A 14,363-nucleotide genomic window follows, 5' to 3' on the forward strand; every position below is an offset into this window, starting at 1 on the left:
GTCATGAGAAATTCAGGAGCTTTGCGTCCGCGCTGGCAGGTCGTTGCCTGGGCATGTGCTGCTCTTGCCTTTGCCGGTGGGCTGGCGCTCATCTTTTTTGCCGAACCAGCGTCTGAGGTCAGGCATGCACAGGTGAGCGCAACCAAGCCACCTGCGCAAGCTTCCGAGCCTGCTGCGCCAGCACCTGAAACTCCCGCTCCACCGGCGATCGCTTCCGTACCGGCGCCCGTGCCGGTGGCGCCCCCCACGGCACCTAGAGCCAAGGCGTTTCCTGCCGTTGTCGTGGATGCATCGGCGGAGATTCTGTACAACCGGCTTGCCAGCAGCGAGGTCACGCTGGACCAGGCCGGCGAAGTCGCCAAACTCCACAAGGCATTGGAGCCTTGCTGGATGGCGTCCCTCTATGAGCGCATGGCGCTGCTGGTTCCGCCGGATTCCGACCCCAAGGGGCACGCAATGGCGCAACGGCTGGCCCGGGAGCAGAGGGCCAGTGCGCGCCCTGGCTGCGGACAACTCCCGATGGACGCATACACAAGGGCCGATGAGTGGACTGCCCGGCTCGCGGTGCAGGGAGATCCTCAGAGCATGATGGACTATGGCGGCGCCTACTGGACCCGGGGTCTGGAGCATGCGAGAACGGATCCAGAGCGCCTCGCCGAGTATCGGCGCACCACCCTGATATACCTCAACGCCTTGATCGACCAAGGCTATGTCGATGCGCTGATCTCGATGGCCTCCATCAGAAGTAACCCCACATGGGGGGAGCCGCAGCCTGCCGAGGTGTGGGCATATGTCTATGCCGACGCCAAGGCCAAAGGCAATGTGTCATCGCAAGCAAACCTGCTTCAGAGCATCGACCAACGAGTGCCGCCTGAGGGCCGTCAACGCGCGAGGGATATGGCCCAGGAGTTGCTGAGGAGATGCTGTGGTGGCTAGCCAAATAACTTCGTTGTCACCGCGCCTGCCCCAAACGTGGCGCTCTGTGATCATCATCGCGCTTGCCGCGTTACTCATCGCAGCGAGTTGGCGTGGCGTCTCCGACACCCAGGAAGATCCGCGCGGGTGGAACAACACCGAGATTGCTCGATTCATCCTGGAGACGGTCAACTCGTCCTTGTCGATTGGACAGTGGAAGCCCGGAGATACAGTGACCATCTGTCAAGCAGGATCCAGTAGATGCATTTTGGTGGCCTACATCAATCCGATGTCTCACGATGCCTGGGCCAAAGCAAAAAATGTCGATTCACGCAATCAACCTCCCGATGTCTCGCTATGGGAGCGCTTGATCAAGTGGATTCTGGGTCGAGGAGGTATGCCTCCAACAGGTTCCTTGGAGACCCTCATCGCTGATTGGGGCGAAGTGCCACCCGGGACGGTCACGGTCGAACCACTCCGGCCTGATGACACGCTGACAAAGTGCACTGGTTGCCATGGTTCGGATTGGCAGCAAATAGCCCAGCGGCCGACATGGGAGCCGTTGCGACGTGTGGAGGCCAGCGGTTGGCTTGCCTTGATTGGCGCCGCAGCCATGTCGGTGGATGCTCGACTTGGCTGGTCCAAGGACGACTGGCAACTCGTACGGAGATTGAGCGGCGACATGACATAGGTGGCTGCGGGACCGGGTCCTACAGATCGCCCGCCTCCATCTGCCCCACCAGCCTCTGCGCCGAACCGAACGCCAGCGTCAGCCCCAGCGCGCCGTGCCCCGTCTGCAGCCACAGGTTGCGCGGACCGCCGCGCTGGCGGCCGGTGAGGGGCAGGCCGGTGGGTGTGGCGGGGCGCATGCCGGTCCAGGGGTGGAGGTCGCCGTCCAGCGGCAGGTCGGCGAAGACCTCCTGCGTGGAGCGGCGCAGGCTGGCGATGCGGCGCGGGTCGGTGCCTGTGTCGTGGCCCACGATTTCCACCATGCCGGCCACGCGCAGGCGTTCGCCGATGCGTGCGAAGACGACCTTGCGTGCGGTGTCGGTGACGCTGACCCGGGGCGCGGCGTGCGGCAGCTGCGCGGCGGCATCGGCGGTGATGCTGTAGCCCTTGAGCGGGTAGACGGGAATGCGCAGGCCCAGCTGGCGCGCGTGGACCGCGCTTTCCCAGCCGCTGGCCAGCACGTAGTGGTCGGCGCGCAGCGGCAGTGGGCCTGCGGCGGTGCGCAGGCCGGTGATGGCGTCGCCCTCGCGCTCGAAGCCCTGCAGCTCCACGCCGTAGCGCAGTTCGGCGCCGCGTGCGGTGAGCCGGGCGGCCAGTTGCTCGCACAGCAGGCGGCAGTCGGCTGCGGCCTCGCTGGGCGTGTGCACGGCGCCTGCAATACGTTGCGCGTAGCGGGCGAGCGCGGGTTCGATGCGCGCCACTTCGGCGGCGTTGACGATGCGCTGCGGCGCGCCGCCCAGGCCCGCCTGCAGTGCCACCTGCTGCGCGGCGGCATCCAGCGCCTGCTGGGTGGGGTAGAGCACCAGCTTGCCCGGCGTGTGCAGGTCGCAGGCCAGTGCTTCGTCGGCCTGGAGCGACTCGAAGGCCTGGCGGCTTTCGGCGGCCAGGGCCAGCAGGGCGCGCGTGCCTTCGGCCGAGGCATGGGCATTGCAGGCGCCCAGAAAGCGCAGTCCCCAGGCCCATTGCGCGGGGTCGGCGCGCAGGCGGAAGGCCAGCGGCGAATCCTTTTGCAGCAGCAGGCGGGGCAGCATCTTCCAGATGCCGGGATCGGCCAGCGGCTGCACGTAGGAATAGCTCAGCTGCGCGCCATTGCCGCCGCTGGCGCCCTGGGCGGGGCCCGGTGCGCGGTCCAGCACGGTGATGCGGTGGCCGGCCTGCCGCAGCGCCCAGGCCGTTGCCAGGCCGACGATGCCGGCGCCCACGATGCAGACATGCATTGATCGTTTCTCCATGCAGCCGCACTGTAGGCCGCGCGCGGCAGGCCGGGCCATGGCATTTGGCACAGGGGGTATGCATGCAGGTTATGGCTGCGGGCCGCTGCCCAGTGCAGGGGGACCACCCATAACCGGCGGGCATGGACCGGCCCGATATTGTCATTCCGCAAAGGCCGCCGCCCTTCCTACACTGGCCGCACATCCACCAAAGACGAGGAGACAAGCATGCAACTTCACACCACCGCGCTGTGCGCGGCCCTGGCCCTGGGCGGCCTGGCTGCGGCCCATGCCGACACGCTGGCCAAGGTGCGCGACAGCGGCCGCATCACGCTGGCCTACCGCGAGTCCTCCGTGCCCTTCAGCTACCTGGACAACGGCAAGCCCATCGGCATGACGGTGGAGATGTCCCAGGCCGTGGCCGAGGCCGTGAAGAAAGCGGTGAACCGACCCGATCTCAAGGTGCAGTGGCAGGCCGTGACCTCGCAGAACCGCATGCCGCTGCTGGCCAACGGCACCATCGACCTGGAATGCGGCTCGACCACCAACAACACGGTGCGCGGCAAGGAGGTGGCCTTTGCCATCAACCATTTCTACACGGGCACGCGGCTGCTGGTGAAGAAGAGTTCGGGCATCAAAAACTACGCCGACCTCAAGGACAAGACCGTGGCCATCACCACGGGAACCACCAATCTGCAGGTGCTGCGCAAGGCCAATGCCGACAAGGCCTGGGGCATGAACATCGTCATGGCCAAGGACCATGCGGACGGCTTCCTGCTGGTGGAGAACGACCGCGCCGCGGCCTTCGGCATGGACGACATCCTGCTCTTCGGCCTGATCCCCACGGCCAAGAACCCCGGGGACTTCGAGGTGGTGGCCGACTCGCTGCAGGTCGAGCCCTATGCCTGCATGCTGCGCAAGGACGATGCCCAGTTCAAGCAGCTGGTCGATGGCGTGATCGGCGACATGATGAAGTCGGGCGCGTTCGCCAGGCTCTATGACAAGTGGTTCATGCAGCCCATTGCCCCGAGGAACGTGGCCCTGGGCCTGCCGATGAGCGAGCAATTGCAGAAAAACCTGCAGGACCTCAGCGACAAACCCGCTTTTTGATTTCGGATCGCAGCATGCAGCAGCAGCTTCAGCCCCCGCGCGCGGTGGGCATTCTCGGGGGCATGGGTCCGGCCGCAGGCGCGGATTTCGTGCGCCTGTTCGTGCAGGCCTGCACGGCGCACCTGCAGCAGCAGGGCCTGCCCGTGCATGACCAGGCCTATCCTGAGCACTGGCTGGTGCAACTGCCCATGCCCGACCGCAGCGCGGCGCTGCGCGCGGACCCGCAGTCGCCCACGGGGCCGGCCCAGCACCTGCTGCAGGGCGTGGGCCGCATGGCGGCGCTGGGCGTGCGCAGCGTGGCCCTGGCCTGCAACACGGCCCATGCCTGGCATGGGCAGCTGCAGGCGCTGTTTCCGCAGCTGCATGTGCTGCACATCGCGCGCCAGGCCGCCCTGCACCTGCAGGCCGGCGGCGCGCAGCAGGCCATCGTGCTGGCCACGCAGGGCACCTATGACAGCGGCCTGTACGACGCGGCACTGGCCGAGTGCGGCATCACCGCGCTGCAGCCCGATGCGCAGGGCCGCGCGCGGCTCATGCAGGGCATCTACGACGGCGTCAAGCAGGGCGACATGGACCTGGCCGCGCGCTGCTTCGGCGAGGTGCTGGCGCCGCTGCTGCAGCGCCATGGCGATGTGCCCGTGATCATGGGCTGCACCGAGATCCCGCTGGCCCTGCCGCAGTCGCCGCTGGCGCGCGGCGCCGAGCTGGTGGACCCTGCCTGGATCCTGGCCCAGGCCCTGGCCGGCGATGCGTATGGGCCTGTGGCGGTTCAATAAGTCTCCAGATGCAGCCGGCCTTCGCGCTTGAGGCGCGCGCCGACCTGTTCCCAGTCCAGCCCGGCTTGCTGCGCCACGTCGCGCAGTGCCAGCACCACGCCTTCCTCCATGCTCTTGAGCCCGCAGACGTAGAAGTGCGCGTTGTCGTCGCGCAGCAGGGCCGCCAGGTCGGCCGCACGTTCGCGCAGCAGGTCCTGCACGTAGCGCCGGGGCTGGCCGGCCACGCGCGAGAAGGCCAGGTTGTTGTCGATGAAGTCGCGCGGCAGGCTTTGCAGCGGGCCGAAGTAGGGCAGCTCCTGCGGCGTGCGTGCGCCGAAGAACAGCATGAGCTTGCCGCCCTCGAACCTGCCGCTCTTGCGCAGCCGCCTGCGCCATTCGGTCATGGCGCGCATGGGGGCGCTGCCCGTGCCCGTGCAGATCATCACGATGTGCGAGCGGGGATGGTTGGGCATCAGGAACGACTGGCCGAACGGGCCTATGACCTGGACCCTGTCGCCGATGCGTGCGTCGCACAGGTAGTTGCTGGCCACGCCGCGCACGGGGCGGCCCTGGTGGTCCTGGGTGACGCGTTTCACGGTCAGCGCCAGGTTGTTGTAGCCGGGCCGCTCGCCATTGCGCGCACTGGCCACCGAGTACTGGCGCGCCACATGCGGGCGGCCCTGGGCGTCGGTGCCGGGTGCGATGACGGCGATGGACTGGCCTTCGAGCACGGGGAACGGCTGGCTGCCGAAGTCCAGCACGATGTGGTGGGTCTCGCTGTCGAAGCCCGCCTCCGTGCAGTTGAGGTTGCCGACCACGGTGGCCGTGACGGGGCTCCTGGGGCCATGCAGGTTGGTGTACGGATGGGCGGCCGACCAGGGCGGCACGGTGGCGCCGTAGCTGGCGCTGCGCAACACCTGGGTATCGGCCTGGTCATCGGGCCGGGCCGCATCCGCACCGCGCGTGGCGGCCGCCGCGATCACGGCCTGGGCCTGGCTCAGGTCCTCGCCGGCAGGCGCGTCCGCTGCGTCCTGTGCCTGGGTCCGTGCCTGAACCAGTGCCTGGACCAGCGCCTCAGGCGGCAGCTCCTCGGGCAGCTCGTCCCAGAGCAACTGCTCGGCCACGGGATAGGCGCTTGCCAGCGGCACCTTGCGCCAGTTGTCGATGGCGCCCGTGGGGCAGGGCGAGACGCAGTCCATGCAGCCGTTGCATTGCTCGGCCAGGACCACGTAGTTGCGGTCATCGTGCGTGATGGCGCCCACGGGGCAGGTGGCCTCGCAGGTGTTGCAGCGGATGCAGATCTCCGGGTCGATCAGGTGCTGCGTGAGGATGCCGTGTTCTACCAAGGCGACTGTCATGGGCGACTCCCTGCTGGCGCGGCGCTTCAGTTGAAGCGCACGTATTCGAAATCCACGGGCTGGCGGTTGATGCCCATGACCGGCGGCGCGATCCAGCCCGCGAACTGGCCCGGCTCCACGCAGCGGCCCATGAGCGAGGCGACGAAGGCGCGGTCGGCGTCCGAGGGCAGCCATTCGTCCTCGCGCATGCGCCATTCCTGCTCGCTGACCACGCGGCCGTCGGGGCTCATGCGCACGCCCGCCAGCGCGCCGATCTGGCGGTTGAAGGCCTTGTGCGGCACGGTGAGGCGGAAATCGATGCCGGCCTTTTCCATGACCTTGTTCCAGCGGCCCACGCCCGCGTTGGAGTCTTTGATGTAGTCGTCGCGCAGCACCTCGTTGAGCGCGTTGAGCATGGGTACTTCCTTTTCCTGCAGCCTGCCGTCCACGACCTCCAGCACCTTGTAGTGCTGGTCGTGCAGGCGGTGGTCGTCCGCGCGCTTGCCTTCCTCGTAGCGGCCCTTGAGGCCGCTGCTGTAGAAGGTGGCGGCATTGCTGGACTGGTCGGCGCCGAACAGGTCGATGGTCACGCTGTAGTGGAAGTTCAGGTAGCGCTGCAGCGTGGGCAGGTCGATCACGCCGGCCGCGCGCAGGCGGCCCACGTCGTCGGTGCGCAGCTCGTTCATGACCTGGCAGGTGCGCTGCAGCACGCGCGAGACGCCGGACTCGCCCACGAACATGTGGTGGGCCTCCTCGGTCAGCATGAACTTGGTGGTGCGCGCCAGCGGGTCGAAGGCGCTTTCGGCCAGCGCGGCCAGCTGGAACTTGCCGTCGCGGTCGGTGAAGTAGGTGAACATGAAGAAGGACAGCCAGTCGGGTGTCTTCTCGTTGAAGGCGCCCAGGATGCGCGGGTTGTTCTCGTCGCCCGACTGGCGCTCCAGCAGGGCCTCGGCCTCCTCGCGGCCGTCGCGGCCGAAATGCTTGTGCAGCAGGTAGACCATGGCCCACAGGTGGCGGCCTTCCTCGACGTTGACCTGGAACAGGTTGCGCAGGTCGTACATGGACGGCGCGGTCAGGCCCAGGTGGCGCTGCTGCTCCACCGAGGCGGGCTCGGTATCGCCCTGGGTGACGATGATGCGGCGCAGGTTGGCGCGGTGCTCGCCGGGCACGTCCTGCCAGGCCTTCTCGCCCGCGTGGTCGCCGAAGTGCACCTTGCGGTCGGCCTCGGCCGGGTTCAGGAAGATGCCCCAGCGGTAGTCGCGCATCTTCACGTGGCCGAACTGGGCCCAGCCCTGCGGGTCCACGCTGATGGCGGTGCGCAGGTAGACGTCGTAGTCGGTGGAGCCTTCGGGGCCCACGTCGCCCCACCAGTTCAGGAAGTTGGGCTGCCAGCTCTCCAGCGCGCGCTGCAGGGTGCGGTCTTCGCCGAGGTTGACGTTGTTGGGGATCTTCTCGCTGTAGTTGATGGCGCTCATGGTGGGGTCTCCGGGGATGTTTCGGGGCGTGCCTGCGGTCAGACGCGGTTGAAGTCGAAGCCGGCCTTCTGGCCCGTGCCGTAGAGCTTGAGAGCGCCCTTGTCGCCCACGGCATTGGGGCGGTTGAAGATCCAGTTCTGCCAGGCCGACAGGCGCCCGAAGATGCGCGTGACCATGTTCTCGCGGCTGGCAAAGCGCAGGTTGGCCTCCAGGCCCGTGAGCGCATCGGGCGACATGGCGGCGCGCTCTTCCATGGCGATGCGGATCTCGTCGTCCCAGTCGATGTCGTCGGGCGCGGCCGTGACCAGGCCCAGGGCCAGGGCCTGGTCGCCGTCCAGCGCGCGGCCCGTGGCGGCGCGCGCGGCCTCCAGCGGCGCGGCCTCCTCGTAGAAGCGGCGCTGCAGGCGCGACTGGTCGTTGACCAGGGGCAGCAGGCCGAAATTGAATTCGTCCAGCTGGATGCGCGGGGCGCGCTCGGTGTCATCGGGCAGCACCAGCATGTAGGCGCGGTCGGCCGCGAAGGCCAGCTCGGCCAGCATGCCCACGAAGCAGGAGCCGGGCTCGATCAGCGCGAACAGCGTGCGCGAGGACACATCCAGCCGCGCAAAGCTGCGGCGCAGCAGGCCCAGCGTCTCGCGCGCCAGCCAGTGGTCCTGGTGGGCGAGCAGGGCTGCGTCTGCGGCCAGCACGGCGGCGGCATCGCCTTCGGTCTTGAGCAGCCAGGTGCCCACGTCCAGCTCGTTGGTGCGCAGGTGCAGGATGGCGTCGTCCAGCTCGCGGCCCATGGCCAGCGGCCACCAGGCGTCCCCGGCCTGCTCGATGGCTTCGATGGTGGCCGGCTGCGGGCCTTGCCCAAGCGTGGGCGCCTTCACGGTCAGCGTGGCGCAGCGGCGCGCGCGGTCGATCTGCACGCTGATATGGCGGTAGTGCAGCGCGTCGTCCGTGGCTTCGCGTTCCAGGCGCGTGAGCGTGATGCCCTGCGCGTTGGCGGGGCGCGTGCTGCCCTCGGCCAGGCGCTGCGCGCGCTGGGCCACCACGGCCTCGAACTGCGCGGGCTTGGCCACGGCATCCACCAGGCGCCAGTCCACGGCGCGCTGGCCGCGCACGCCTTCCACGCTGGTGCAGAAGATGTCGGCCAGGTCATGGCGCACATGGCGCTTGTCGGTCACGCGCGTGAGGCCGCCCGTGCCGGGCAGCACGCCCAGCAGCGGCACCTCGGGCAGGGAGACGGAGGAGGAGCGGTCGTCGATCAGCACGATGTCGTCGCAGGCCAGGGCCAGCTCGTAGCCGCCGCCCGCGCAGGCGCCATTGACGGCGGCCAGGAACTTCAGGCCCGAGTGGCGCGAGCTGTCCTCGATGCCGTTGCGCGTCTCGTTCGTGAACTTGCAGAAGTTCACCTTCCAGGCATGGCTGGACACGCCCAGCATGAAGATGTTGGCGCCCGAGCAGAAGATGCGGTCGCGCCCGCTGGTGACGATGACGGTGCGCACCTGCGGATGCTCGAAGCGGATGCGGTTGAGCGCGTCGTGCAGCTCGATGTCCACGCCCAGGTCGTAGCTGTTGAGCTTGAGCTTGTAGCCGGGCCGTATGCCGCCGTCCTCGGCAATGTTCAGCTGCATGCGGGCGATGGCGCCCTCGACGGTGAACGACCAGTGGCGGTACTGGACGGGCTCGGTGCGGTAATCGACAGTGGGGCTGGACGGGTGCATGGACGGCCTCTTGGATGAAAAATAGTGCAGTTGCAGATACGGTGCAGGCACAATTATGCAGATTCGCTCAGAAAATGCACGCAGCAACACGCACGATAGTGCGTGTTTGGACCATATCCAGGGTAAACACCAGCCAGCACAGGCGAAAAAAATCCAGGCCTGGGGCCTGGATGCCGTGGGTTGCTGCCGCCGTCTCAGCGTGCGGGCAGGAACAGTGCCTTCAACTGATCGAAGCTCTGCTCCAGCGTCTGGCCGCTGGTATCCACCACGTGGTCGGCCTTGGCGTAGAAGCCGGCGCGGCCTTCGAGGATGCTGCGCAGATCGTCCATGGCCTCGGGATTGGCGGCCATGGGGCGGGTGTCGCCCTGGGCCACGACGCGGGCCATGTGCTCCTCGGGCTGGGCCTTGAGCCAGACCGTGGTGCAGTGCGACAGCAGCTCGTTGAAGGTGGCCGGGTCGGAGACGATGCCGCCCGGCGTGGCGATGACCACGTCGCTGTAGATCTGCACGGCTTCCTCCAGCGCGCGGCGCTCGTAGCGGCGGTAGGCGTTGGCACCGTACAGGTCGTGGATGGCGCGCACGCTGCAGCCCGCAATGCGCTCGATTTCCTGGTTGAGTTCGAGGAAGGGCACGCCCAGCTGCTCGGCCAGCATGCGGCCCAGTGTGGACTTGCCCGCGCCGCGCAGTCCGATCAGGGCGATGCGCGTGTGGCGCTGGCGGTCGCTGGGCGCCGTGCCCAGCAGCTCGCCTGCGGCCAGGCGCACGCGGCGCAGGTCCTCTTCATCGCGGCCTTCCAGCAGTTCGCGGATCAGCAGCCATTCGGCGCTGGTGGTGGTCACGTCGCCCAGCAGCTCGGCCATGGAGCATTGCAGGGCCTGTGCAATATGGTGCAGGACCAGCACCGACACATTGCCCGTGCCGTATTCGAGGTTGGCCAGGTGGCGCTCCGAGACATCGGCCGCCGCCGCCAGGGCGCGCCGCGTCATGCCCCGGCGCGAGCGCAGGCTGCGCACACGCTCGCCCAGCGCCTGCAGCACCTGGTTCCTGGGGGCTTCTGAGAGGGAATCCGCCGCCCCGGCGGACTGGGCTGCCGTCTCGAACTGGTCCATAGAGTTTCCTTGAAGAGGGCGTGAATGATAAACAGTCGGGGTTAACACCAGCCATGCAATATAGTGCTTGACGCTCGGTGATGTTCTAACTATCTTTTCGGTGCACGCACAATATTGCATGTTGTGCGGAAGATCACAAGTCGGGCCGGATGCCCGATGTCGAAGGAGACCCCGATGATCGACTTCACCCAGCCCTTCAATTTCGCCGCGCACCTGTTCGCGCTCAATGAGGGGCGGCCCGGCAAGATCGCCTACATCGACGACCACGGCACGCTGAGCTACGGCCAGCTGCAGCAGCAGGCGCAGCGCATGGCCAGCGGCCTGATGGCGGCGGGCATCCACCGCGAGGAGCGCGTGCTGCTTCTCATGCACGACCGCCATGAATGGGCCGTGGCCTTTCTGGGCGCGCTGTATGCGGGCGTGGTGCCGGTGGCGGTGAACACCTTGCTCACGGCCGACGACTACGCCTACATGCTGGGCCACAGCCGCGCCCAGGCCGTGCTGACCTGCGATGCGCTGCTGCCCCTGCTGCGCCAGGCGCTGGATCGGTCGCCCAACGAGGTGCGCCATGTCTGGGTGGCCGGCGACGAAGCGGCCGCGCGCGCCGCAGGCTTCGCGCCCCTGCAGCCCTGGCTGGCGGCGCAGCCGCCGCTGCCCGCACCGGCGCCCACGCTGGGCGATGACCCGGGCTTCTGGCTGTATTCCTCGGGCTCCACGGGCAAGCCCAAGGGCGCGGTCCACACGCATGCCAATCCGTACTGGACGGCCGAACTCTATGGCGGCCCGGTGCTGGGCCTGGGCGAGGGCGACATCTGCTTTTCCGCCGCCAAGCTCTACTTCGCCTACGGCCTGGGCAATGCCCTGAGCTTTCCGCTGAGCGTGGGCGCCACCGTGCTGCTGATGGCCGAGCGGCCCACGCCCGAGGCCACCTTCGCGCGCTGGGTGCAGCACCGGCCCACGGTATTCTTCGGCGCGCCCACGGGTTTTGCGGGCATGCTGGCCTCGCCGCTGCTGCCCGCACGCGAGCAGGTCAGCCTGCGCATGTGTTCCTCGGCCGGCGAGGCGCTGCCGGCCGAGATCGCCCAGCGCTTCAAGGCGCATTTCGGCGCCGACATCGTGGACGGCATCGGCTCCACCGAGATGCTGCACATCTTCCTGTCCAACCGGCCCGGCGACATCCGCTACGGCACCACGGGCAAGCCCGTGGACGGCTATCGCGTGGAGCTGCGCGGCGAGGACGGCCGCCCCGTGGCCGATGGCGAGGTGGGCGACCTGTTCATCCAGGGCCCCAGCGCCGCCCTCATGTACTGGGGCAACCGGGACAAGACGCGCGAGACCTTCCAGGGCGGCTGGCTCAAGAGCGGCGACAAGTACGTGCGCGACGCCGATGGCTACTACACCTATGCCGGGCGCAGCGACGACATGCTCAAGGTCAGCGGCATCTATGTCTCGCCCTTCGAGGTCGAGGCCACGCTGATGCAGCACCCGGCCGTGCTGGAGGCCGCCGTGATCGGCAAGACCGACGCCGACGGCCTGCTCAAGACCAAGTCCTTCGTCGTGCTCAAGGACGGCTGCAGCGCCACCGAGGCCGAGCTCAAGGCCTTCGTGAAGCAGCGCCTGGCCGCCTACAAGTACCCGCGCTTCATCGAATTCGTGGACGAACTTCCCAAGACCGCCACCGGAAAGATCCAGCGTTTCAGGCTCCGAGAGCGCGAAGCCAGTACACCCCCTGAGCCGCTACGCGGCTTCCCCCTCTCTACTCGCTGAGCGAGGGAGGGGGACGACACCCTCGGTGCGGGGCGGCCCTTCCTCGGTGTCCCTCGCTTTGGGACGCGCCAGTTTCAAGGGGCGTGGCAGTGCCATGGAGAACCGAAATGAATTGTGTGAGCAAAACCCGCAAAGCAAGACCCATCCACCACAAGGAGACACGCATGAACATCGATCGCAAACACTGGGCCGCCCTCGCCCTGACGGCCTCCCTGTCCTGCGGCGCATATGCGCAGGACAGGATCAAGGTCGGCTTCATGCTGCCCTACAGCGGCACCTACGCGGCGCTGGGCTCGGCCATAGAGAACGGCTTTCGCATGTTCGTGAACGAGCAGGGCGGCAGGCTGGGCGGGCGCGAGATCGAGTTCTTCAAGGTCGATGACGAGTCCGATCCGGCCAAGGCCACGGACAACGTCAACCGCCTGATCAAGCGCGACAAGGTCGATGTGCTGGTGGGCACCGTGCATTCGGGCGTGGCCATGGCCATGGCGCGCGCGGCCAAGGAAAGCGGCACCGTGCTCATCGTGCCCAATGCGGGCGCCGATGCGGTCACGGGCGCCATGTGCGCGCCCAACATCTTCCGTTCGTCCTTCTCCAACTGGCAGTCCTCCTATCCCATGGGCGTGGTGGCGGCCAGGCAGGAAGGCAGGAAAACCGCCATGACCATCACCTGGAAATACGCGGCCGGCGAGGAGATGACCAATGCCTTCAAGGAAGGCTTCGAGAAGGAGGGCGGCAAGGTCAGCAAGCAGCTCACCGTGCCCTTTCCCAACGTGGAGTTCCAGGCCCTGCTGACCGAGATCGCGGCCGCCAGGCCCGATGCGGTGTTTGCCTTCTTCGCGGGCGCGGGCGCCGTCAAGTTCGTCAAGGACTACCACGCGGCCGGCCTGCACAAAACCATCCCGCTGTACGGCTCGGGCTTTCTGACCGACGGCACGCTGGAGGCCCAGGGCGAGGCCGCCCAGGGGGTGCTGACCACGCTGCACTACGCCGACGAGCTGGGCACGGAGCGCGACCGGCGCTTTCGCTCCGCCTATGCCCAGGCCTACAAGCTGATGCCCGATGTGTATGCCGTGCAGGGCTACGACGCCGCCCAGATGCTGGGCGTGGGCCTGAAGGCGGCGGGCGGCGACATCGCGAAAAAGGCCGAGTTCCGCCAGGCCATCGAGAAGGCCACCATCCCCAGCCCGCGCGGTGACTTCACCATCAGCAAGTCGCACAACCCCGTGCAGGACATGTACCTGCGCAAGGTCGTGGGCAAGGAGAACCAGCGCATGGGCGTGGCCATCAAGGCCCTGGGCGATACCGGCCGCGGCTGCCGCATGTGAGGCGCGGGGCGCACTCATATACGGACGCATACGGACATCGCCATGGACCTTGCCACCTTTCTCGTGCAGTGCCTGAACGCCGTCCAGTACGGGCTGCTGCTGTTCCTGCTGGCCTCCGGCCTGACGCTGATCTTCGGGATCATGGGCGTGATCAACCTGGCCCATGGCAGCTTCTACATGATCGGCGCCTACATGGCCTTTGCGCTGTCCCCGCTGCTGGGCCAGCACTTCATCACCATGCTGCTGGCCGGCGTGGCGCTGACCGTGGTGCTGGGCTATGCGCTGGAGTGGGCCTTCTTCAGCTACCTCTACGAGCGCGAGCACCTGCAGCAGGTGCTGATGACCTTCGGGCTGATCCTGGTGTTCGAGGAGCTGCGCTCGCTGCTGGCGGGCAACGACGTGCATGGCGTGCCGCTGCCCGGCTGGCTGTCGGGCAGCTTCTCGCTGGGCGGGCTCATGAGCTATCCGTGGTACCGGCTGTTCGCCTCGTGCGTGTGCCTGCTGGTGGCGCTGGCGCTGTACTGGGTGGTCAACCGCACGCGCCTGGGAATGATGGTGCGCGCGGGCGCCAGCAACCGCGACATGGTGCGCGGCCTGGGCATCGACGTGAAGCGCCTGTACCGCATCGTCTTCGCCATCGGCGTGGCGCTGGCGGCACTGGCGGGCATGATCGCCGCGCCCATGAGTTCGGTCTATCCGGGCATGGGCGGCAACGTGCTCATCATCTGCTTCGTGGTGGTGGTGATCGGCGGCATCGGCTCGATCACGGGCGCGCTGCTGGCCTCGCTGCTGGTGGGCTTTGTCGATACCTTCGGCAAGCTGTTCTTCCAGGAGCTCAGCGGCATGAGCGTCTACCTGCTGATGGCGGTGGTGCTGGTGTGGCGGCCCCAGGGCCTGATGGGGCAAAGGAGCTGAACA

At 67.6% G+C, this 14,363-nt stretch carries 12 protein-coding genes; 7 read left to right on the top strand and 5 right to left on the bottom strand.

The window, feature by feature from the left end; genetic code table 11:
- Window positions 1–3: 3 nt before the first annotated feature.
- Both U6958_RS02165 and U6958_RS02170 read left to right on the top strand, forming a co-directional pair.
- Window positions 4–936: a hypothetical protein gene (locus U6958_RS02165; protein ID WP_143044509.1), complete on the top strand. Its 933-nt coding sequence runs from the start codon at window positions 4–6 to the stop codon at window positions 934–936.
- A gap of 46 nt (window positions 937–982) precedes the next feature.
- Window positions 983–1,606: a hypothetical protein gene (locus tag U6958_RS02170; RefSeq protein WP_143044510.1), complete on the top strand. Its 624-nt coding sequence runs from the start codon at window positions 983–985 to the stop codon at window positions 1,604–1,606.
- A 19-nt stretch (window positions 1,607–1,625) separates the two neighbouring features.
- Here U6958_RS02170 and U6958_RS02175 read toward each other — a convergent pair whose 3' ends face one another.
- The gene (locus U6958_RS02175; RefSeq protein ID WP_074921164.1) at window positions 1,626–2,861 is read right to left on the bottom strand and encodes a D-amino acid dehydrogenase; all 1,236 of its coding nucleotides are present in this window, start codon (window positions 2,859–2,861) and stop codon (window positions 1,626–1,628) included.
- Window positions 2,862–3,083: 222 nt separating this feature from the next.
- On the opposite strand from U6958_RS02175, the gene U6958_RS02180 reads away from it, so the two are divergent.
- Entirely contained in the window at window positions 3,084–3,965 is an 882-nt protein-coding gene (locus U6958_RS02180; protein ID WP_016447309.1) for an amino acid ABC transporter substrate-binding protein, read from the top strand.
- Between the two features lie 14 nt (window positions 3,966–3,979).
- On the top strand, window positions 3,980–4,741 hold the full coding sequence (locus U6958_RS02185) for an aspartate/glutamate racemase family protein (RefSeq protein ID WP_047217605.1): 762 nt from the start codon (window positions 3,980–3,982) through the stop codon (window positions 4,739–4,741).
- Here U6958_RS02185 and boxA read toward each other — a convergent pair.
- The 4 genes from boxA to U6958_RS02205 form a co-directional block, all read right to left on the bottom strand.
- Window positions 4,735–6,078, bottom strand: coding sequence for a benzoyl-CoA 2,3-epoxidase subunit BoxA (gene boxA, locus U6958_RS02190; protein ID WP_074921165.1), 1,344 nt, complete (start codon window positions 6,076–6,078; stop codon window positions 4,735–4,737). The two genes, U6958_RS02185 and boxA, sit on opposite strands and share 7 nt — an antisense overlap.
- Before the next feature lie 26 nt (window positions 6,079–6,104).
- Window positions 6,105–7,532 (bottom strand): benzoyl-CoA 2,3-epoxidase subunit BoxB, encoded by a 1,428-nt coding sequence (gene boxB / locus U6958_RS02195; protein WP_034365867.1) that lies wholly within the window; start codon window positions 7,530–7,532, stop codon window positions 6,105–6,107.
- A gap of 38 nt (window positions 7,533–7,570) precedes the next feature.
- Window positions 7,571–9,241 (bottom strand): 2,3-epoxybenzoyl-CoA dihydrolase, encoded by a 1,671-nt coding sequence (boxC, locus tag U6958_RS02200; protein ID WP_074921166.1) that lies wholly within the window; start codon window positions 9,239–9,241, stop codon window positions 7,571–7,573.
- 194 nt (window positions 9,242–9,435) lie between these two features.
- On the bottom strand, window positions 9,436–10,350 hold the full coding sequence (locus tag U6958_RS02205; protein WP_013799986.1) for a helix-turn-helix transcriptional regulator: 915 nt from the start codon (window positions 10,348–10,350) through the stop codon (window positions 9,436–9,438).
- A gap of 174 nt (window positions 10,351–10,524) precedes the next feature.
- On the opposite strand from U6958_RS02205, the gene U6958_RS02210 reads away from it, so the two are divergent.
- The 3 genes from U6958_RS02210 to U6958_RS02220 all read left to right on the top strand — a co-directional run bounded on the left by U6958_RS02210 (window position 10,525) and on the right by U6958_RS02220 (window position 14,360).
- Entirely contained in the window at window positions 10,525–12,117 is a 1,593-nt protein-coding gene (locus tag U6958_RS02210) for a benzoate-CoA ligase family protein (RefSeq protein WP_074921167.1), read from the top strand.
- A gap of 164 nt (window positions 12,118–12,281) precedes the next feature.
- Window positions 12,282–13,445, top strand: a complete 1,164-nt coding sequence (locus U6958_RS02215) for an ABC transporter substrate-binding protein (RefSeq protein ID WP_016447315.1) — start codon at window positions 12,282–12,284, stop codon at window positions 13,443–13,445.
- A gap of 42 nt (window positions 13,446–13,487) precedes the next feature.
- Entirely contained in the window at window positions 13,488–14,360 is an 873-nt protein-coding gene (locus U6958_RS02220; RefSeq protein WP_074921168.1) for a branched-chain amino acid ABC transporter permease, read from the top strand.
- The last annotated feature ends 3 nt before the right edge of the window (window positions 14,361–14,363 follow it).

Source organism: Delftia lacustris (assembly GCF_040267515.1).
Taxonomy (GTDB): Bacteria; Pseudomonadota; Gammaproteobacteria; order Burkholderiales; family Burkholderiaceae_C; genus Comamonas; species Comamonas tsuruhatensis.

Coding starts and splice junctions, on each gene's coding strand:
- U6958_RS02180 (WP_016447309.1), top strand. CDS start 3,084: ATGCAACTTCACACCACCGCGCTGTGCGCGGCCCTGGCCCTGGGCGGC.
- U6958_RS02175 (WP_074921164.1), bottom strand. CDS start 2,861: ATGCATGTCTGCATCGTGGGCGCCGGCATCGTCGGCCTGGCAACGGCC.
- U6958_RS02185 (WP_047217605.1), top strand. CDS start 3,980: ATGCAGCAGCAGCTTCAGCCCCCGCGCGCGGTGGGCATTCTCGGGGGC.
- boxC (WP_074921166.1), bottom strand. CDS start 9,241: ATGCACCCGTCCAGCCCCACTGTCGATTACCGCACCGAGCCCGTCCAG.
- U6958_RS02205 (WP_013799986.1), bottom strand. CDS start 10,350: ATGGACCAGTTCGAGACGGCAGCCCAGTCCGCCGGGGCGGCGGATTCC.
- U6958_RS02210 (WP_074921167.1), top strand. CDS start 10,525: ATGATCGACTTCACCCAGCCCTTCAATTTCGCCGCGCACCTGTTCGCG.
- U6958_RS02165 (WP_143044509.1), top strand. CDS start 4: ATGAGAAATTCAGGAGCTTTGCGTCCGCGCTGGCAGGTCGTTGCCTGG.
- boxA (WP_074921165.1), bottom strand. CDS start 6,078: ATGACAGTCGCCTTGGTAGAACACGGCATCCTCACGCAGCACCTGATC.
- boxB (WP_034365867.1), bottom strand. CDS start 7,532: ATGAGCGCCATCAACTACAGCGAGAAGATCCCCAACAACGTCAACCTC.
- U6958_RS02215 (WP_016447315.1), top strand. CDS start 12,282: ATGAACATCGATCGCAAACACTGGGCCGCCCTCGCCCTGACGGCCTCC.
- U6958_RS02220 (WP_074921168.1), top strand. CDS start 13,488: ATGGACCTTGCCACCTTTCTCGTGCAGTGCCTGAACGCCGTCCAGTAC.